Consider the following 18,548-nt stretch of genomic DNA (forward strand, 5'->3'; position numbering starts at 1 on the left):
ACTCTGCGATGAAGGGCAACTTATCCGTCGCTGCGGCGCTCGTCGGGGTCGCGGCGACTTCCCTGGCCTCTCCGGCCGACGCGCACGCCGACGCGGTGGCGTATCTGGTGAATGTCACAGTGCGCCCTGGCTATAACTTCGCCAACGCCGATCAGGCCCTTGCCTACGGGCACGGCATTTGCGACAAGGTCGATCTCGGTATCGGTTATGGGCAGATCATCAGCGACGTCAAGACCGACTTCGACAGCACAGATGACTACCAAGCCGCATACCTGGTCAACCAGGCCGCCAATGAACTGTGTCCAACGCTGATCTGGCAGTTGCGAAAATCAGCCGCCGGATACCGCGGGGGACAGCCATGACCACACCCTGTGCAGCGCTGACGATCTTGGCGGTCGGTTTGACTGCGGCGACGGTGACCGCTCCGCACGCCCAGGCTGACAACAAACGCCTCAACAGCGGCGTCGTTGCCAACATCGACACGATCCACCAGCAGGCCGGCTGCACCACCACCATCAAAATCAGTCCACAGCTGCAGCTCGCCGCGCAGTGGCACACCGACGACGTTCTGAACAACGTTGCGCTCGACGGCAACGCCGGCACCGACGGTTCGACACCCCAAGACCGCGCGAACGCCGCCGGGTATCGCGGCACAGTACGCGAGACCGTCGCGATCAACCCGGCTCTGGCCATCAACAACCTCGACATTCTGAACTTGTGGTACTACGACCCGGCGACCTACGGCGTCATGGCCGATTGCGCAAGCACTCAGATCGGCGTGTGGTCAGAGAACAGCCTGAGTCGAAGTGTGGTGGTCGCCGTCTACGGTCAGCCCGCTTCGAGCTGACGGGTGGCGAACCCGAGAGTCCGAAGAGGTCGTGCACACATGCGGTTGGGGATAGTGGTCTTGCGCGCGATTTTGGCTGTGGTGCTTGGGGTTTGCCTCATGATCCAGGCGCAGGCCAAGGCAGACGCTGAGGTCGAATCTGGGTTGGTGCCCTCGGCGATGGGCCGCCGCGACATACCGCGGTTGGACCTGCTGACGAAGCGGTGGGATGCATAGCGAGAGCAAAGGAGCTCTGTGAGGCAGTCACACAGATGACACGCCGAATAGACAACCCGCGAGGGGCCAACTCGCAGATGTTGCCGCGACGACCGCGCCACGGGGTGGTAGTCGCTGTGAGCAGGTGATCACTGCCGCGCACCACACCATCGAGCAGGGCCGACCGATCGCGATCGGCTACCTGGAAGCGTGGACCCAGGCGCAGCGATCGCCTCAGCTACGTGAGCTACGTGACCAACTCGCTGGGTACTACCGCGAATTTCGCGCTGGCACTGTGGTTCTCGTGACGTCGGAGAGCCAGGGGCACAACGTATTGATCACCGATCCCGAAGCGCTGTCAGCGGTACTTGTCGCTGTCGCTGACGGTCTGTTCGTGCAATGGCTCCTGGATCCCGAAGTCGTCCCCGACCCGACCCGACTCGCCCGCATCCTCGAACCGCTCTTGCCGACCACCTGATCAATGCGGTGTGTTCTAGGTGTGCGTCGAGTGAATCGGTCGACCGGCCCCAGACACTTACCTATTTCGGCACGTGACAACGGTTCATGCTGGGACCGCCGCGGGCATCGCCGACTGCCAACGGTGTGGGGGTGCGTGCGACTCGCCTTGGTTGACTCAGCCCCGCCCGCGTCGGTACCGTACACGTGTTCCGTATAGCAGGCGATGGTTCGATATGGCAGAATAACTCGTCTGTTGCGAGTCGAGAAAGCGGAGAATGAACGAACTACTGCGGCTTGCCGCTGGGGCCGCCAACTGCATTCGCTTCGGAAACGTCCAAGCGGGTGAGACGGTCCTGCTCCTGACGGAGCACGGGATGGACGATCACGTCATCGAGGCGATCAGTTTCGCCGCGAAGAGCGTCGGCGCCGAGGTCTGCGTGCTCGTCAAGGAGCCCACGAAGCTCGGCCAACCGCTCAATCCCGTGGTCGCCGCGGCGATCAAGGCGACCGACATGCTCTACGACTTCGGCGGCCCCACCTCCCATTCCGAGGCCGGCTTTCTGGCGTCCTTCGACTACGGCACGCGCTACCTTCTGGTCCGGCCCGAACCCGAGGCGTTGATCGCAGAATCGGCGCTGGTGCCCAACGAGCTCATCTACCTGTTCGGTACCCGGGCGCAGAAGATCGTCCGTGAGAACCCCGCGCTGCACATCACCGATGACAAGGGCAGCGACTTCCGGGTGGAGCCGATCCCCGGGACGATCGGGGCGTACATCGGACCGCGACCCTACGAGTCGGGACCGGCGGTGCCCGGCTACATCGGCACGTTCCCGGGCGCGACAACGGTGTTCGGAGATCTCAACTACACCGGCAACGGCCGGCTCGTGCTCGATGCGGCGCTGACTTTCGACATCCCGAGCGAGCCGATCGTCTTCACGATCAAGGACGGATGGGTAACCGGTATATCCGGAGGACCCGAGGCGGACTTCATGTGGAAAACCGCGCAATCTGCCCGCAACGCCACTCGCCTCGCCGAGTGCGGCTTCGGCCTCAACCCGAAAGTCCCGCTACTGCCCGCAGTTTCGCGATCCGATGTGGCGCGGGCGGTGAACATCATGTCGTGGTCTCGACGCGCAGGCACGTTCTTCATCGCCATGGGCGGCAACCAGCTGCTCGGTGGGACCGACCCGAGCAGCGCGACACCGATGTTCGGTGTCGTCAAGCGGCCGACGATTACCGCAGGCGATGTGACCGTCGTCAAGGACGGGCGCCTTGTCATGGCCGATCAGCCCGACGCCGAGATCATCGAACTCTGCGAGAGATTCGGAGGAACCGCATGGCTGACGCCGGCGTGATCGCGCTGATCGACCAGGCAGGGGAGTTCTTCTCGGCCCTGGACTCCGCGCCGGCGGCACGCGCCCCGCTTGTTGCCTACCCCGTCGAGCTGATGATCACCACACCGCAGGAGCGCCTCATCGTGCCGTTCCACGAGGGTTGGCCCGGCGTCGTCAGAGCGGCGGGAGCCGACGCCGCGATCGGCTACTGGACGCTGGAGCTGCGCGGCGATCAGCAAGTGTTCGAAGGCATCTTCGCAGGCGCGCTGACGATGGGCGAAGCGATGTACGCCGGGCTGCTCGTCGCGCCCGAGGAGAAATCCAAGCACAACCTCACCTGCGCCGTCGGCCAGGCGATCCGCCTGGTCCAAGACGTTCACCGGCGCGCCAAAGATCCTCGGAACCTTGGTGTTTCGGCACAGTCCCCTCCAGCGCCGAAAGGCTAGGCATGCGTTTTGCAAGCGTGAACCATCAGGGAGCGCCGATCGTGGTCGCGGTGACCGACGACGGCCTTCGCGATCTCAGCGGTCAACTTCCAGTCCCGCACACCACTGCAGATCCCCTCGTGCAGATCATCGGTGTCCTCGACGATCTGGACCGCGACGTGATCGCGGCGCAGCCCCTGGTCGAGGGGCAGCCCTCGTTTCTGCCGCTCGTCTCGCGTCCGGGCAAAATCGTTGCGGCGCCCGTGAACTACACCGATCACCAAGAAGAGATGAAGCAGCTGGGCAACGTGTCAGCGCTCGGGTTCTTCCTCAAGTCCCCGACATCGGTGCTGGCCCACGGCGGCACGGTCCAGTTGCCCTACACCGACCGGAGATTCGATCAGGAGGGCGAACTCGCCGTCGTGATCAAGAAACGGGCGAGCCGCATCGACCCCGACGACTATGCCGACTATGTCGCGGGATTCACCTGCCTGCTCGACATCACCATGCGCGGCGGCGAAGACCGCTCGGCTCGCAAGTCGTTCGACACCTTCACCCCGGTCGGCCCGTATCTCGTCACCCCAGACGAGGTCGGCGACCTCGCGGAGCTGACACTGCGGTGTTCGGTCAACGGTGTGCTGCGCCAGGATGCCGACATCGCCGAACTGATTTGGGATGTACCGACTTTCGTCAGTTATGCGTCCTCCGTCACCACTCTCGAACCCGGGGACATCGTCACCACCGGAACACCCGCGGGAGTGGGCGTGATCTCCGACGGAGACACCGTGGAGGTGTCGATCGATCGGATCGGGACATTGAGTGTCACGGTCAGCGCACAGGGCGCGGTCCCGTGTCCCACGCGCGGCGCCGATTCCGGCCCGCAGGCTCCCCGCCAGTTGACCCCCGTTCGGGACAGGGTCAGCGACGATCGGGCGACCGTCGATGGCTGAGCCGCCGGTGAATCACACAGCCGGGCCGACCGGCCTTCGGGCGACCTGATGGGTTCGCTTCCGCTGGACGGGGTGCGTGTTCTGGAACTCGGCAACTACATCGCTGCGCCAACCGCCGGTCGACTGCTCGCCGATTTCGGCGCGGAGGTGATCAAGGTCGAGCGTCCGGGCAGCGGCGACGAGATACGACGCTGGCGGCTCTACGACGGTGACACCTCCATGCTGTACCGGACGATCAACCGGAACAAGAAGTCCATCGTCCTTGACCTGGCCAGTGCGCCTGGACGCCGAGCCGTGGTGGGGCTGGCCCGCCACAGCGACGTCGTGCTGGAGAATTTCCGGCCGGGCACACTCGAGCGGTGGGGCATCGGCCCGGACGTTCTCACCGACGTCAATCCTGACCTGGTTGTTGCGCGAATCTCGGCGTTTGGCCAGACGGGCCCCATGGCGCACATGCCCGGCTTCGCGGCGATCGCCGAGGCGTACGGCGGGCTGCGGGCGCTTGTCGGGGAGCCGGACCGCCCGCCCTCGCGGGTCGGTGTGTCGATCGGTGACACACTGGCCGGGATCTACGCCGCCTTCGGTGTCGTCATGACGCTGTTCGACCGCGGTCGCCGGCCACACGCAGCACCATCCCCGGCCATCGACGTCGCCCTCAACGAGGCTGTGCTGTCGGTGACTGAATCGCTGATCCCCGACTACGACGCGTTCGGCGTCGTGCGGCAGAGGACCGGTGCACGACTGGAGGGCATCGCCCCGTCCAGTGCGTACGTGTGTGCCGACGGGACGAGCGTTGTCATCGCCGGCAACGGCGACGCAATCTTCCGCCGCTTGATGGACGTGATCGGTCGCCACGACCTTTCCGCCGACCCGGAACTATCGGATAACGCAGGCCGCTGGCGACGCCGTGACGACCTTGATGAGGCCATCGGTCAGTGGGTCGGCGCGACCACATCGGCGGATGCGCTTGATCGGCTGCAGCAGGCCGGCGTCCCCTCCGGGCCGATCTACACCGCCGCCGATCTCGCCAACGACGAGCAGCTGCGCGCCCGCGGAATGATTCAGTATTTCGACGTCGCGACGGGCGCAGGCACCATCCGAGACGTCGGCTTCCCGGGCGTGGTGCCCGTCCTGGACGCGGTGTCGGTGCCGATCCGCTCGATCGGCCCGAATCTCGGCGAGCACACCGACGACGTCCTGTCCGGCCTGCTCGGCATGAGCGAAGAAGACATCGCCGCTGCGGTCGGGGACCGCGGACAGGGCTCGGCATGACTGCCTCGATGGCGCAGTTCCGCGATGTCACCCTGCGCGATGGGCTGCAACTCACCGGCAAGCTTGTCGACGCCGAGTCGAAAGTTGCGCTGATCCGCCGCCTGTTCGAGCTCGGCGTGCCGGAACTGGAAATCGGCTCGATGGCGCGGCCGGATCTGGTCCCGCCGATGGCCAACACCACCGAGGTGATCTCGCTTCTGTCCGCCGAGGAGCTCGAGCATTGCTGGATCTGGGTCGCGGTGCCGCGCCAACTTATCCGGGCCGCCGATGCCGGAGCCACTCGGTTCCAGTTCTGCTTTTCGGCCTCCGAGTCCCATAACCAGGCCAACGTCAACCGCTCGGTGCAGCGCAGTCTCGACGGGCTGGCCGCAGCCGTGCTGGTGGCCAAAGAACTCGGCGCTACCGTTCAACTGGCACTGGCCACGAGCTTCACCTGCCCGTTCGAGGGCCCCGTCGATCCTGACCGGGTGCTCTCGATCATCACCGACGAACGGGTCGCCGGCGTCAGCCACGTCGTGCTCGCCGACACCATCGGGCAGGCGGTGCCGCATCAAGTGGCCGAACTGGTGACAGCTGTCAGCCAGGAGCTGGTGCCCGAACGCATCGCCTTCCACGGCCACGACACCTGGGGACTGGGCGTGGCCAACTCATTGGCAGCGCTGCAGGCCGGAGCTGCGTTCGTCGACGGCACGCTCGGTGCCCTGGGCGGGTGTCCGTTTGCTCCCGGGGCGAGCGGCAACACCGCGATCGAGGATCTGCTGTTCGCCGCGCAACCACGCGCACTTCGGCCGGACACCTTCCACGCACTGGTTGCGCTGTCCGAGCGGCTGCTCGACCAGTTGGGCGAGCAGAACCGCTCACGCGCCGTCGAAGGGGCGCGCGCCACAGTCGGACCATTCCCGTGGGCGCCCGAAGTGCGGCGGGAGACGACGAGAACAACCGAGAGCACCAGTAATTAGCTGGGGACACGGGAGATCGACCATGGCAATGACGACGTTCGCGGTGGCACTCAACGCCGAGCAGGTGGCGCAGATGCGCTCGCTGGCAGCCGATTTGGCAAACGATGTCGACGGACTGGCGGATCGAGCCCGCGCGGTCGGCTACGTACGCGAAAGCATGCACCTGCAGCCGACCGAGGACGGTGGCGCACTGCTGCTGGTTCATCTCGACTGCGACATCGACGATCCAGGCGAGGTGCGACGCCGGATCCGGGCGTACCCGCCGACCGATTTCACTCGCTGGTTCAACCCGCGGTTCGAAGCGCTGATGCCGTCGGGTCGGGTGCCGACAAACGTTGAGCCGTTATTCGAATGGCGCGATCAGAGCTGAGCCGGCCATCACCGATCCGTGTTGTCTACGGGTGTCTGGCGTGCGCGCGGTCGCCCCTGAGACGTTTCTCTCGATCAGCGCTGGCACGGCGGACGCGCTAGCTCGTACCAGTGCCACAGAAGGCCGCGCGCTGCGGCCAATAGCCACGCATCCAGACGTGGGAATCTGTTCTGTATAACAGAACAGATTCCCGTAAGACGAAATTTGTCGTTGAAAAGCCGCTTCTGCTCCGATAGCCTGAGGGTCATGTCAACGACTTCTCGGGCCGCCTCGCTATTGAAATCCGGGCGGGAGCTTGCCCCGCTCATCCGCCAACACGCCGATTACGCGGACTTCAACGGGACGCTTGCGCCCGAGGTCATCGAGGCGTTTCACGACGCCGGCCTGTTCGGCATGTGGGTGCCCGAAGTGCTGGGAGGCGCCGAACTCGATCCGCTCAGCGTCCTTGAGCTCACCGAACAGATCTCCTACGAGGACGCGTCGGCGGGCTGGGTGTTGTTCACCGGATCGGTGGGAATCGCCACGCCCGCCATCTACCTGCCCGACGCCGGTGTCGAAGAGGTGTTCGCCGGCGACCGGATGCCGGTGGGCGCCGGTCAGGGAACACGCGCCGGAATCGCGGTCCCAGTGGACGGCGGCTATCGCCTGAGCGGGCAATGGAACTTCGCGTCGAGCGCGCCGTACGCGAGCTACATTTTCACCCTCGGCATTGTCGAGGGAACGAACGAGCCGCGCCTCTTCGTCGTGCCCGTGGAGCAGGTAACGATCGACACCGACTCATGGGACGTGCTCGGCCTACGCGGCACGGGCAGCTTCGACTATTCGATTGATGATGTGTTCGTCCCCGAGGCCCGCACGTATTCCGCAGCGATCGACGGCAATCCGGTCCGCGGTGGCGCGGCGTGCCGGTTGGGTCTTGTGCAGACGTCGGTGATCGGGCACACCGGCTGGGCGTTCGGCGTAGGGCGCCGACTGCTCGACGAGTTCAGCACATCGATGCGCGAGAAGGCCGGACGTGCAGGCGCGCAGGCCGGCAGTGACAGCGTCCACGAGCAGTACGCCAACGCCGAGGCGCAGCTGCGCTCGGCGCGAGCCTTGGCTTACGAGTCATGGACCGATGCGTGGGAAACCCTTTCCCGCGGCGAGGATCTCAGCAACCGCCAGGAGACACTGCTTCGACTGTCGCTGAACAACGCGACGTGGTCCGCGTTCCGGGTCGGCACATTCGTCTTCACCGCTGCGGGCACCAAGTCCCTGCGCGCCGGCACGATCCAGCGTTTCTATCGCGACCTGCACGCGGGTGCGGCCCACATCATGTCGGCTCCACCGGTGCTGCGCGACGCCGGACGCGAACTCGCCGGACTCGCTGATGACCAGCACTGGTTCTACGCCGGCCTCGTCGACAGCGAGTAAATGACCACGTGCAGGCTTGCGCGATCTGGTCAACTGGTTGATCGCGATCTTCGCGATGCCCATGACACCACCCGTTTGACGAGGGAGAGACATGGCTGGGCTGAAAACGTTCGAGGCTTGGCAGGCCGGGGCGAGGCGCCGGCTGCCCAGATTCGCCTTCGACTTCGCTGACGGCGGGGCCGACGACGAGGTCACGCTCAGACGCAATCGGACTGCGTTCGACGACCTGAGCCTGATCCCGCGGGTGCTGGCAGGGGTGGAGAACGCGTCGACGGAAGTAGCGGATCTGTTCGGCCACCGCTTGGCGCTTCCGGTGCTTCTCGCGCCCACCGGAGACAGCCGCATACTGGGTCCGCAGGCCGAACTTGCCCAAGCCAAGGGAGCAAACGCCGCTGGCACCATCAGCATCTTGAGCGGCGTCGCGAGCATGCCCCCCGATCGAGTGGCCGCGGCCGTACCCGAGCCGGGGTGGGCCCAGATCTTCCTCTATCGCGATCGCCAGGTCACCCAGCAAGCCGTGGAACGTGTTAAGCGGCTGGGGTTCTCGGCGCTAGTCCTCACCGTCGATGGCCCGGTGAAAGGAAACCGGGAACGTGACATCCGCAATGGGTTTGCGCTGCCCCTGAAACCCACGCCGACAATGGCACTCCAAAACGTCCGGCATTGGAAATGGATGTGGGACTACTTCACAACCGACCCCAAGGCGGGTGGCGCCGATCCCGGGCTCGCCGCACGTATCCGCACGCTGCTCGCCCAGCGTCATCAGCAGCCACTCTCGGTTCCTGCGGTCTTCCACGTCAACCAGAGCTGGGAAGACCTTGAGTGGTTGCGCACCGTCTGGGAAGGCCCGCTGCTCCTGAAAGGAGTGATGTGCGGCCAAGACGCCGACCTTGCGATCGCAGCCGGATGCGACGGGGTGATCGTGTCCAACCACGGCGGACGCGAACTCGACGGGTCTCCGGCGTCGATCGAGGTGCTGCCGGAGGTCGTGGCCGCTGTCGGCGGCCGGGCACAGGTCCTCATCGATGGCGGGATCCGTCGCGGGACGGACGTGGTCAAGGCACTGAGCCTGGGCGCGACAGCGTGCCTCGTCGGGCGTCCGTGGCTGTTTGCACTCGCTGTCGCCGGCGCGGACGGCGTCCATGAAATGCTCGAACAATTGCGCACCGAGATCCTGCATGCCATGCAACTTGTCGGAGTCACAAGCGTTGACCAGCTGGGACCCGACTACATCCGTCGGCGATCTGGAAGCGGCTGGGAGACGGTTTACGACAACGGGCTGAGTAAGCGTGCCGAGAGCGTGCAGCCTGGTGTAGCCGGCGGCGGCGCGTTCACCAACGTCCACCCGATTGCGAAGAAGTAACGCTGCGGCCCCGTGCCGACATCCAGGTCCGTTGGCGCCCAGAGCGATTGAGGGTTCCTCGGCGGATTGCACCTCAGGTGGGGTCGCGAGCAGGGCGACGGCACGACGGCACTGAGGTATCACGCGTCGGTACAAGGGCCGGTCTGGTGTTGCCAACCCGACCCAGGCGAAGCTGCTCAAAGAAGTGGGCAAGGCCAGGGCGCGCAGCTACGCGGTCAACGCGGGCGAGACCGAGCAGGACGTCGGCTCGGTGGCCGTCGCGTTCCGCGACTTCGCGGGCAGGCCCGCCGCCATCGCGGTGGCGGCACCGTCGAGTCGGCGCAGCGCGCAACGGGTTTCACGCATCGGCGAGCTGATGATCGAGACGATCTCCCGGACGCCGATGGCGCCAGGCGCCGCCCACGCACCCGCAGACTGAGTGGCTCGCCATCCGCGGGAGACAGGCATCTACGTCAGGCGCTGATCGTTGTCGATCCGTCCCCGTTGCGAAGGTTCGCCACGATGCGCTGAACTTCGACGCCCAGCGAACCGGTGGAGCCCATCGGAACTCGTGATGTCGGAGCGGCGACGGTGACGGCGGCCAACGAGCCCGCCATCTCGAGTGCGACCGCCGCGGCACTGACGTCAGGCTCGCTCTCCAACTCGTTGGTGGAATAGCCGCGTTCGCGTATCTCGTCGAGTGCTTGGAACAGCTGCTTCTTCGTGCTGATCGACTGCGGCGTCAGGGTCGGCAGCTCGTCATCGGGGTACAGGCTGTCGACCGCCTCGCGGCTCAGGATGCTGAGCAGCACCTTGCCACCTGACACGCAGTGGGCGGGCAGAACTTGTCCAGTACGGGCGCTGACGCGCACGACGTGCGGAGACTCGATGGCATCGAGGAAGCGTGCGTTGGCTCCCTCGAGGACCACGAGCGACACCGTCTCGTGCAGCTCGTCGGCTAGCGCGGTCATGAAGGGACGGGCTCGGCCGCGGACGTCGAGCATGTCGACCACCGCAAGGCCGATCTCTGTGAGCTCGGGTCCCGGTATGTAGGCGCGTGTCACCGGCTCTTGGGCAGCAAATCCTCGCTGCACGAGCGCGACCAGCAATCGATGAGCCGTGGACCGTGCCACCCCCAGATCGTCGGCGACGTCAGCGACGCGAAGAACTCGTCTCGACTTGAACAGCTGCAGGACGTGCAACGCGTTGTCGACTGAGCTAACGGGCTTGGGTTCCATCGCGGGCCCCTTCATCTCGACACTGGCAGCTGGGGTGGTGGAATCGATGCAGATCCGCGCCGGGCTGGACATCACTCGGATGTCCCGCACCGTGACGCCGAGGGGGAGCTACGTCGGTCATGGATGGTTGCAATTCTCAACGTGACCCGGCAATCCAGCGTGCACGCCGTAATGGGGGAGTCTCGTGCAGGTGGCTGCATGGCGTTGACGTAGCGGCTTGTCAGTGGCGCGTCCCCTTATAAGTTGCACTCCGCGCAACAATGTTACAGCCATCGACCGCTCCCCTGCGCGCAGGACCTTCCGGCCCGCCGTCGGCGTCGTCGCGCCGACGTGCAAATCCGCTTCATATCATCGATTCGGATAGGCGGAACACCATTCTACCCTAGTTGACGCATTCGGATCAGCGTGACATAGTTCCACTATATCGAATCACCTTCGGAGAAGGGACATCTGTGGAGATTCCTGCCCAGGTGCGCTTTCCGACGTCGACCGACCTTGGTCCAGACGCGTCGGAACGAGTCATCGCCGAGATCGCTGACCTCTATGCGGAACTCGACGCGCTGGACCTGCAGCCACTGTGGACCCAGAACCGTCGTCTGCTGACCAAGGAACCTCGGCCATCTGCCATCCCGTGGTTGTGGCAGCGCAGCGATCTGTGGCGCGTGGCCGACCGATGCAAGGACCTCATCACCATCTCGCGTGGCGGCGATCGCCGGGTATTGGCCCTGGCGAATCCGGGTCTGGGCGGCAAGCCGTTCGCCACACCGACATTGTGGGCCGCCATTCAGTATCTAGGCGGCGGGGAGAGCGCACCCGGGCATCGCCATACGCCGGCCGCTGTCAGGTTCGTCATCGAAGGTAGCGGCACCTTCACCACTGTTGACGGCGACGCGTGCGACATGCGCGCCGGCGACCTGATTCTCACGCCGCCGTGGCAGTTCCACGATCACGCGAACGAGTCCGACTCGCCGATGATTTGGTTCGACGGACTTGATCTTCCTCTTGTCTGTGCGCTGGACGGCATCTTCTTTGAGCAGTTCCCGCGCGAAGATATGCAGCCGATCAGGGGTCGCAATATCTCCGAGGCGATCTATGGCGGTCGGGCAACAGTCCCGCAAGTGGAGGGCTCGAGGGCCGGTCAATTCTCCCCGTTGCTGGCATACCGCTACACCGACACCAGTCAGACCCTTGCTGCGCTGCTGAGAAATTCGGATGCCTCGATGGTGTCCCTTGAGTACGTCAACCCGCTTTCTGGAGCCAGCGTGCTGCCCACGATCGGCTGCTACGCACACCGCATCGCCGGGGAAAGACGCAGCGCCCCTCGTCGCGAGGTTGCCAGTTCGGTGTTCGTCGTCTATCGAGGCAGGGGCAATTCCATCATCAACGGCACCAAATTCGCCTGGAGCGCCGGGGATATTTTCGTCGCGCCGTCGTGGGCCTGCGTCGAGCACTACGCGGACATCGAAAGCGACCTGTTCTCCGTCACCGATAGGCCAGTGATGAAGGCGCTCGGTCTGTATCGGGAGGTCGTCGAGCACCAGCCGCAGGAGGTCACGGGCCTTTTCGACGGTAACGCACGCAGCACGCTGGTCAGCAGCTGAATTGTCGAAGCAGTGAAAATCAGGATCGTTTCGGGCCCGGGGGCGGATCGATGAATCACGGTGACTCTCACACCGGCCACCACCAAGCATCGAATCCCGCTGCGACGATGCGTCATTGGGACGCAGAAGGCGGAAGTACGGTGAATACGAACCGATCGCGATCGGCCAGGCGCAGAGATGTCTGACGTCTCGGCAGCGCCGATCGTCATCGTTGGTGGCGGAATCGGGGGCTTGGCGACCGCGCTGTCCCTGGCATCGCGGGGACGTCGGGTTCATGTTCTGGAGAGAGCACCGGCATTCGAGGAGATCGGTGCCGGGATCCAGCTCGCGCCGAATGCACTGCGCGTGCTGAACGCGCTAGGCGTGCTGGGCCCGGCGCTGCGCGAAGCCGTGCGACCCGTGCGTGGTGCGTTGATGGACGCCCTGACCGGCGATCTCTTGATGGAGATCGACTTCGGTGAACAGTTCCAAGCAACGTATGACGCGCCCTACGTCGTCACCCACCGCAGCGACTTATTGGCGGCGCTGCTGAGTGAGTGCGTGGCCAGTGACCTTGTGACGCTGGAGAATTCGCGGTGTGTCAGTCGAGTCGAGGATCGCGGCGCCGATGTTCTGATCACCTGCGAGGACGGAACCCGCTACTCTGCTGCACTGGTGATCGGCGCCGACGGTTTGCGATCAACGTGTCGGGAGTACGTGCTCGGTGATGGCCCCCCGGTATGTCGAGGCGATGTCGCATATCGAGGCGCAGTACCCATCGCGCTTGCCCGCCACGTGAGCGAAAAGCCGTCCGTCACATGGTGGATCGGACCGAAAATGCACCTCATCCAGTACCCGGTGCGGGGCGGAAGCCTGTTCAATCAAGTCGGGGTATTCACCAGCGACGCCTATCACCCGGGCGTGGATCCAGAGTCTGATCAATGGGGTACACCGCAGGAACTCGATGCGACATTCTGCGATCTCGATGAACGCGTGCGGGCCTCGGCTGCCCTGTTGAATCGGGAACGTCGATGGGCGCTGTTCGATCGACCGCCAGCGTCGTCATGGACCAGAGGCCGTGTCACACTCGTCGGTGACGCCGCGCACCCGATGCTGCAGTACTTGGCGCAGGGTGCATGTCAAGCGCTGGAAGACGCGATGGCAATCGGGGCGTGCCTGGCCGATCCCGACGTCGACGTGGCCGACGCCCTGGCGCGCTACGAGCAGATCCGGCTGCCCCGCGCCGGCCAAGCACAAACTTGGGCACGACGAGTGGGAGACATCGTCCACGGAGACGGTGTGCTGGCCATCCTTCGTAACGAACTGCTGCGCCAGGTCAAGCCGGACGATTTCCGCTTCGTCGACTGGCTGTATCGCCAGCACGATGAAACACCGGGGCTCGCCATCGGTTCCAATGGCAATGACGGTTCTCAACCGGCAATCGGCAATCGTCGACGGCGATGACTGCATCCCTTGACCCAAGGGCGAGAAGGGCTTACCCGTCCGGGGTGGGCCTGCATCAACCGCGACTTACCCGAAGCGGTGCCGCAGCGCGATCAGGTCGGCCACGATGAATGACCCCCTAGGTATCCAGGCCATGCCGGCGTCGATCGCGCGTGCCGTTGCCGACCTCGCGGCCGGGCGACCGGTTGTCCTCGTCAGTGAAAACCGCCAGGACCGCGGCTATCTGGCCTTCGCCGCCGAACATGCCAGCCCCGCGGTCGTGTCGTTCGGAGTTCGTTTCACGTCGGGCTTCCTGCGGGTGGCTCTGACGCCGGACCAATTTGTCCAGTTGGACTTGCCGTTGATGGTCAATCCGGGACCAGATGTCTTGTCGCGCTTCTATACGGTGACAGTCGACGCGGCAGCCGATGTGACGACAGGGATCAGCGCTACCGATCGGGCGACGACGATCCGGCGGCTCGCCAGCGAAACCACCGCGCCCAGCGACCTCACCCGTCCAGGCCACGTTCTGCCCGTGTGCGCAGTGCGCGGCGGGCTTCTACGGCGACCCGGATTCACCGAAGCCGCAGTGGATCTGGCGGTGATCGCCGGCCTGCGGCCTGCAGCAGCGCTGGGTGAGCTGGTCACCGATGCGGGCAGTTTGATGGATAGCGCCGATCTGACCGAGTTCTGCCGCACCCACGATCTTGCGCAGGTATTCCTACCGGACCTGGTCGCCTACCGTCGCAGCACCGACACCACGCTGGTGCCGTTGTGGCGACGATCCGTCGGGTTGGCCCATGGTGACTGCATGCAGTTCGCCTTTGGTGGTCGATTCCTGCCGGTCAGACATGACGCCTTCGTCTTCGGCGAGTTCGCGGCTGTCAGCGCATCCACTCCACTTGCGGTCCATCACGAGTGTATTTCCGGCGATGTGGTGGGCGCCGTAGACTGCCAGTGCAGAGCCCAGTTGGATCAGGCCTTGGCGGCGATGGCCAAAGCGGGTCAGGGGATACTCGTGCACGTCGGTAGTACCCGCTATATGGCGGAGTTCTCCGAAGCCAACTACTACAGTCACGCTGAAGCGGCGCAGTGGTTTCATCCCCCCGACGACGCGGTGCTCGAAGCCCAAGGCATCTTCGACCTTCATCAGCGCCTGCTGTATCAGTCCGAGACGGTCGCGAACGACATTCGCCGATATCTCCTCGAACAAGCGGCGATATCGCGCACCGTGAAGAAGCCCGTCGCGCTCGGCGCTCGCCGAGTTAGTGGCTATTAGCCCGCGAACGGACGGCTGGCCGAGCATGAATAGCTTTGTGCCGTCCGATGTTTGACCCAGGCCAACCAGTCACCACGGGATGGTCCGGCTCGGCGGCTCTCCGATGTCGCGTTCACTCCAGCCCCGTTGTCACCCCAGGCGGGACCAAGAATTGAGCACCACAAGCGTTTTCGTCCCCGTGACCCGACCGTTGGTGCGCAGGAGGTTGACCACGCGCTGAAGATCATGGATGTTAGCGGCGCGGATGCGGGCGATAGCATCCGGATCTCCGGCCAGGGTCAGGACCTCGGTGACTTCGGGAACGCTCTCGGCGAACGCCAAAATCATCTCCAGCTCCAGATTGCCCGCGACACGCAGCTCGACGACGGCTTCGAGTTCGCCGTCGACTTTCGCACTATCGACTCGTGCGGTGTAGCCGTTGATCACGCCAGTCTGTTCGAGGCGGTCGATGCGCCGCTTGACGGGAGCGACGGTCAGGCCGACCTGATGCGCAATGTCGCGCACGGTTCTGCGGCCGTCTTCGCGAAGCAGGCGCAGGATGTCCCGATCGATCTCGTCGAGCATCGTATGACCATGCAACAAGTAGCGCCGCAAAGCAACTATATGACTATTCATGGGCAGCACCGGTTCCACTTATATGCCTCTTGAGGTATTTGATGGGTGGGATATTGCTGGCGGCCATCTGCTCACCTAATGTATCCCTCACCGCGGAATACAACACCGCACAGCCGAATCGGTCGGAGGTGGTCCCGATGCCGGAGTTCGAACTCGAGATCGTCGCGGCCCCGGGACGCGACGTGCCGGCCCGGGTGACCACGCTGCTGCTGCCCCCGGACATCGAGATGATCAGCATGCAGTTCAGCCACCCACCGAACTCCGAACTGTGGTGGGTTCACCTGGCGGTACACGCGCCGTCGCGGGAACGACTGGAACTGCTCATCGGCCGCCTCAACCGGCTGGTCGACGTCTTCAACGTCACCATGCTCGATCCCGACGAGCGGTGCACGCAGTCGGTGTACGTGAGAACGGTGACCGCCCCCACCGACCTCATTCGGATCGTGGAGCTGACCGCGCGCTTCCACGCCGAGATCGTCGAAACCCACACCGACGCAATGGTGTTGCACCTGAACGCAACCCCCGATCAGTGCGCGACCTTCATCTCGGCACTTCGATCCCACGGTGTCGTCGAGGTCATGACAGATGCCGTGCCGGGCTCTGCGACGCGCGCGGCCAACTGGCCTCCGCTCGTCGCGGCTGCCGCCGCCCACTGACCAGCTTCAGCAACGCAGTTCCGAACAGGAGAAGACCCATGACGGATTTGGCCGAGGCACCGATCGTGGTCGCTGACCGCGGTGGTGCGCCCACGACACCGTTGCAGCTGATCACCACCGACGGTGCGCTGCGCGACGGGAGTCTCAGTGCGGGCGTCACACCCGAGCTGGTCCGCGGTTTCTATCGCGACATGGTGCTGGCCCGCGAGTTCGACCAAGAGGCGTATCACCTGCAACGACAGGGCGAACTGGGTCTGTGGCTGTCCTGTCGCGGACAAGAGGCGGCTCAAGTCGGCAGCATCCGCGCCGTGGAAGCGAGCGACCACGTCTTCCCGTCCTACCGCGAGCAAGCCGCTGCGTTGTGCCGCGGCATCCGCCCTGCGGAACTGTTGACGCAGTTCCGTGGTACCGCCCACGGCGGTTGGGACCCAGACGATTACCGGTTCCACATCTACTCATTGGTGCTTTCGACGCAGCTGCTGCACGCCACCGGGTACGCGCTGGGGGTGGCGGCCGACCGCCGCAAGAATCCTGCCCTCGAAGAGATCGTGTTGTGCTATTTCGGCGATGGCGCCGCCAGCCAGGGCGACGCGAACGAAGCGTTGAACTGGTCTGCGGTGACCAACGCGCCGGTGGTGTTCTTCTGCCAAAACAATCAGTGGGCGATCTCGACCCCGTCGACCGCGCAGAGCCGAACTCCGCTGCACACGCGCGCGGCCGGTTTCGGGCTGACCACCACACTGGTTGACGGCAACGACGTGCTTGCCGTGCACGCGGCGACGACCGCGGCGGCCGGGCGGGTACGCGCCGGAGGGCCACCCGAACTGATCGAAGCGATCACCTACCGGATGGCTGGACACTCGACCTCCGACGATCCCACGCGTTACCGCCCGGCCGATGAGGTGAGCCGCTGGGAGGAACGTGACCCACTGCTTCGGGTACGTCGCCTGTTGGACGCCCAAGGCTGGGCCGACCCGCAATTCCACGCCGCACTGAGCAACGAAGCGAAAACGCTTGCCGAAGCTACGCGCGCGGCTTGCCGGGCGCTGGACGCACCCGCGCTGGAGGACAGCTTCCGCAACACGCTTGTCGCCGAAACCGTCGCGCTGCGCGCCGAACGTGAGAGCTACACGGCGTGGCGGGAATCCTTCGCATGAGCGCGACCGCCGAGACTTCCGCGGAACTCGCTGAAAACATCACGCTGGGCGCAGCACTCAACGCCGGACTGCGTGAAGCGATGGCAGCCGACGACTCCGTAGTGCTCGTCGGCGAGGACATCGGCGCGCTCGGTGGGGTCTTCCGGGTCACCGACGGCCTGCGAGCCCAATTCGGCGCCGACCGCGTAATCGACTCCCTGCTCGCCGAATCGGGCATCGTCGGCACGGCGATCGGCCTGGCGTTGCGTGGTTACCGGCCGGTCTGTGAAATACAGTTCGACGGCTTCATCTATCCCGCCTTCGACCAGATCGTTTCGCAGCTGGCCAAATTGCGGGCGCGGTCGGGGGGTCGGATCACCGTACCGGTCACCATCCGCGTGCCGTGCGGCGGCGGAATCGGCGCGGTCGAGCACCACAGCGAATCCAACGAGGCCTACTTCTGCCACACCGCCGGACTGCGGGTTGTCGCATGCGCCAGCCCCGCCGATGCGCATTCGATGATCCAGCAGGCCATCTTCTGTGACGACCCGGTGATCTTCTACGAACCCAAGCGTCGGTACTGGGATAAGGCGCCGGTCGTCCTCGGTGAGGTGGCACCTGATGCTCCGGCGCTCGATCGCGCGCGCATCGCACGCACCGGAACCGACTGCACCGTCGTTGCCTACGGTCCGACGGTTCGGGTCGCGCTGGACGCGGCGACCGTCGCCGACTCGGAGGGCCGGTCCTTGGAGGTGATCGATCTGCGATCCCTGTCGCCGCTGGACCTCGACACGCTCACGGCGTCGGCCGCCAAGACAGGCCGAGTCGTCGTCGTCCACGAAGCGCCGACGTTCGCCGGGCTTGGCGCCGAGATCGCCGCGGCGGTCACCGAGCGTTGCTTTGCTCAGCTGGCATCTCCCGTGCAGCGCGTCGGCGGCTGGAACATCCCGTACCCGCCGGCGCGCACGGAGGAGCACTACCTGCCCGATATCGACCGTGTACTCGATGCGGTCGACGCCACGTATCAGTACTGAG

Annotated in this window: 20 protein-coding genes; 18 read left to right on the forward strand and 2 right to left on the reverse strand. The window is 65.0% G+C overall.

Features of this window, described 5'->3' with window-relative positions; all coding sequences use genetic code 11:
• The first annotated feature begins 8 nt into the window (after positions 1-8).
• The 12 genes from MYCSM_RS08670 (at position 9) to MYCSM_RS08725 (ending at position 10,005) form a co-directional block, all read left to right on the forward strand.
• Positions 9-362: a DUF732 domain-containing protein gene (locus MYCSM_RS08670; RefSeq protein ID WP_015305774.1), complete on the forward strand. Its 354-nt coding sequence runs from the start codon at positions 9-11 to the stop codon at positions 360-362.
• Positions 359-847, forward strand: a complete 489-nt coding sequence (locus MYCSM_RS08675; protein ID WP_015305775.1) for a CAP domain-containing protein — start codon at positions 359-361, stop codon at positions 845-847. Before MYCSM_RS08670 ends, MYCSM_RS08675 begins: the two co-directional genes overlap by 4 nt.
• A gap of 340 nt (positions 848-1,187) precedes the next feature.
• Positions 1,188-1,520: a TetR family transcriptional regulator C-terminal domain-containing protein gene (locus tag MYCSM_RS08680; protein WP_051073723.1), complete on the forward strand. Its 333-nt coding sequence runs from the start codon at positions 1,188-1,190 to the stop codon at positions 1,518-1,520.
• A 256-nt stretch (positions 1,521-1,776) separates the two neighbouring features.
• Positions 1,777-2,856 (forward strand): hypothetical protein, encoded by a 1,080-nt coding sequence (locus tag MYCSM_RS08685; RefSeq protein WP_015305777.1) that lies wholly within the window; start codon positions 1,777-1,779, stop codon positions 2,854-2,856.
• Positions 2,838-3,281, forward strand: coding sequence for a hypothetical protein (locus tag MYCSM_RS08690; protein WP_015305778.1), 444 nt, complete (start codon positions 2,838-2,840; stop codon positions 3,279-3,281). Before MYCSM_RS08685 ends, MYCSM_RS08690 begins: the two co-directional genes overlap by 19 nt.
• Before the next feature lie 17 nt (positions 3,282-3,298).
• On the forward strand, positions 3,299-4,210 hold the full coding sequence (locus MYCSM_RS08695; RefSeq protein WP_232425745.1) for a fumarylacetoacetate hydrolase family protein: 912 nt from the start codon (positions 3,299-3,301) through the stop codon (positions 4,208-4,210).
• 48 nt (positions 4,211-4,258) lie between these two features.
• Positions 4,259-5,482, forward strand: a complete 1,224-nt coding sequence (locus MYCSM_RS08700) for a CaiB/BaiF CoA transferase family protein (protein ID WP_015305780.1) — start codon at positions 4,259-4,261, stop codon at positions 5,480-5,482.
• A complete protein-coding gene (locus MYCSM_RS08705) occupies positions 5,479-6,441 on the forward strand; it encodes an isopropylmalate/homocitrate/citramalate synthase (protein WP_015305781.1) in 963 nt (320 codons plus the stop codon). Before MYCSM_RS08700 ends, MYCSM_RS08705 begins: the two co-directional genes overlap by 4 nt.
• A 22-nt stretch (positions 6,442-6,463) precedes the next feature.
• On the forward strand, positions 6,464-6,811 hold the full coding sequence (locus MYCSM_RS08710; protein ID WP_015305782.1) for a hypothetical protein: 348 nt from the start codon (positions 6,464-6,466) through the stop codon (positions 6,809-6,811).
• A 246-nt stretch (positions 6,812-7,057) separates the two neighbouring features.
• Positions 7,058-8,224, forward strand: coding sequence for an acyl-CoA dehydrogenase family protein (locus MYCSM_RS08715; protein WP_015305783.1), 1,167 nt, complete (start codon positions 7,058-7,060; stop codon positions 8,222-8,224).
• A 91-nt stretch (positions 8,225-8,315) separates the two neighbouring features.
• The gene (locus MYCSM_RS08720) at positions 8,316-9,587 is read left to right on the forward strand and encodes an alpha-hydroxy acid oxidase (protein ID WP_015305784.1); all 1,272 of its coding nucleotides are present in this window, start codon (positions 8,316-8,318) and stop codon (positions 9,585-9,587) included.
• A gap of 172 nt (positions 9,588-9,759) precedes the next feature.
• Positions 9,760-10,005 carry an IclR family transcriptional regulator domain-containing protein gene (locus MYCSM_RS08725; RefSeq protein WP_257720758.1) on the forward strand — a complete coding sequence of 82 codons (246 nt, stop codon included), beginning with the start codon at positions 9,760-9,762 and terminating at the stop codon, positions 10,003-10,005.
• A gap of 34 nt (positions 10,006-10,039) precedes the next feature.
• Here MYCSM_RS08725 and MYCSM_RS08730 read toward each other — a convergent pair whose 3' ends face one another.
• Positions 10,040-10,894 carry an IclR family transcriptional regulator gene (locus MYCSM_RS08730; protein WP_051073724.1) on the reverse strand — a complete coding sequence of 285 codons (855 nt, stop codon included), beginning with the start codon at positions 10,892-10,894 and terminating at the stop codon, positions 10,040-10,042.
• Between the two features lie 362 nt (positions 10,895-11,256).
• Between MYCSM_RS08730 and MYCSM_RS08735 the strand changes: the two genes are divergently transcribed.
• The 3 genes from MYCSM_RS08735 (at position 11,257) to MYCSM_RS08745 (ending at position 15,106) form a co-directional block, all read left to right on the forward strand.
• Positions 11,257-12,405, forward strand: a complete 1,149-nt coding sequence (locus MYCSM_RS08735) for a cupin domain-containing protein (protein ID WP_015305786.1) — start codon at positions 11,257-11,259, stop codon at positions 12,403-12,405.
• A 177-nt stretch (positions 12,406-12,582) separates the two neighbouring features.
• Positions 12,583-13,848: an FAD-dependent oxidoreductase gene (locus tag MYCSM_RS08740; RefSeq protein ID WP_015305787.1), complete on the forward strand. Its 1,266-nt coding sequence runs from the start codon at positions 12,583-12,585 to the stop codon at positions 13,846-13,848.
• Positions 13,849-13,954: 106 nt separating this feature from the next.
• Positions 13,955-15,106 (forward strand): 3,4-dihydroxy-2-butanone-4-phosphate synthase, encoded by a 1,152-nt coding sequence (locus tag MYCSM_RS08745; protein WP_015305788.1) that lies wholly within the window; start codon positions 13,955-13,957, stop codon positions 15,104-15,106.
• A 129-nt stretch (positions 15,107-15,235) separates the two neighbouring features.
• Here MYCSM_RS08745 and MYCSM_RS08750 read toward each other — a convergent pair whose 3' ends face one another.
• Entirely contained in the window at positions 15,236-15,670 is a 435-nt protein-coding gene (locus MYCSM_RS08750; RefSeq protein WP_041311616.1) for an Lrp/AsnC family transcriptional regulator, read from the reverse strand.
• A 188-nt stretch (positions 15,671-15,858) separates the two neighbouring features.
• Here MYCSM_RS08750 and MYCSM_RS08755 point away from each other — a divergent pair, with 188 nt between their 5' ends.
• Genes MYCSM_RS08755 through MYCSM_RS08765 form a run of 3 tightly spaced genes read left to right on the forward strand, consistent with a single transcriptional unit; the run spans position 15,859 to position 18,547 of the window.
• Positions 15,859-16,377, forward strand: a complete 519-nt coding sequence (locus tag MYCSM_RS08755) for a hypothetical protein (RefSeq protein WP_041311619.1) — start codon at positions 15,859-15,861, stop codon at positions 16,375-16,377.
• Between the two features lie 38 nt (positions 16,378-16,415).
• A complete protein-coding gene (locus MYCSM_RS08760; protein ID WP_015305791.1) occupies positions 16,416-17,534 on the forward strand; it encodes a thiamine pyrophosphate-dependent enzyme in 1,119 nt (372 codons plus the stop codon).
• On the forward strand, positions 17,531-18,547 hold the full coding sequence (locus MYCSM_RS08765; protein ID WP_015305792.1) for an alpha-ketoacid dehydrogenase subunit beta: 1,017 nt from the start codon (positions 17,531-17,533) through the stop codon (positions 18,545-18,547). Before MYCSM_RS08760 ends, MYCSM_RS08765 begins: the two co-directional genes overlap by 4 nt.
• The last annotated feature ends 1 nt before the right edge of the window (position 18,548 follow it).

Source organism: Mycobacterium sp. JS623, assembly GCF_000328565.1.
GTDB lineage: Bacteria > Actinomycetota > Actinomycetes > Mycobacteriales > Mycobacteriaceae > Mycobacterium.